Annotated in this window: 1 protein-coding gene; it reads left to right on the top strand. The window is 68.0% G+C overall.

Going from position 1 to position 701, the window contains the following annotated elements; all coding sequences use genetic code 11:
* The coding region (locus tag DIE22_RS37840) for an ABC transporter ATP-binding protein (RefSeq protein ID WP_148093217.1) at positions 1-701 on the top strand (701 nt) is incomplete at both ends.

Genomic DNA, 701 nt, shown 5'->3' with positions numbered 1-701 from the left:
GTGACCTATCTCGGCAAGCCGCTGCGCGGCCCGGCCGAAGGCGTCGCGATGGTGTTCCAGACCTTCGCGCTGTTCCCGTGGCTGACCGTGCTGCAGAACGTGGAAGCCGGGCTGGAGGCGCTCGGCGTCGGCGCGCGCGAGCGGCGCGAGCGTGCGCTTGCCGCGATCGACCTGATCGGTCTCGACGGCTTCGAGAACGCGTATCCGCGCGAGCTGTCGGGCGGCATGCGCCAGCGCGTGGGCTTCGCGCGCGCGCTCGTCGTCGACCCGACGATCCTGCTGATGGACGAGCCGTTCTCGGCGCTCGACGTGCTGACGGCCGAAACGCTGCGTACCGACCTGCTGGATCTTTGGACGCAAGGCCGCATGCCGATCAAGTCGGTGCTGATCGTCACGCACAACATCGAGGAAGCGGTGTTCATGTGCGACCGCATACTCGTGCTGTCGTCGAACCCGGGCCGCGTGATCGCCGAGATCAAGGTGCCGTTCAAGCATCCGCGCAACCGGCTCGACCCGGCCTTCCGCAAGCTGGTCGACGACATCTACGCGAAGATGACCGCGCGCCAGACCGGCGAGGCGACGAAGAAGGGGCTGGAGCTTGGCAGCTGGCTGCCGCAGGTGTCGACCAACCTGATGGCCGGCCTGATCGAGACGCTCGCGATGGCGCCGTACCACGGCCGCGCGGACATGCCGGAAATCGC

It is taken from the genome of Burkholderia sp. Bp9142 (assembly GCF_003853415.1).
Taxonomy (GTDB): domain Bacteria; phylum Pseudomonadota; class Gammaproteobacteria; order Burkholderiales; family Burkholderiaceae; genus Burkholderia.
Note: the sequence above shows the minus strand (reverse complement) of the source record. Positions and strands in the feature narration are given on the sequence as shown.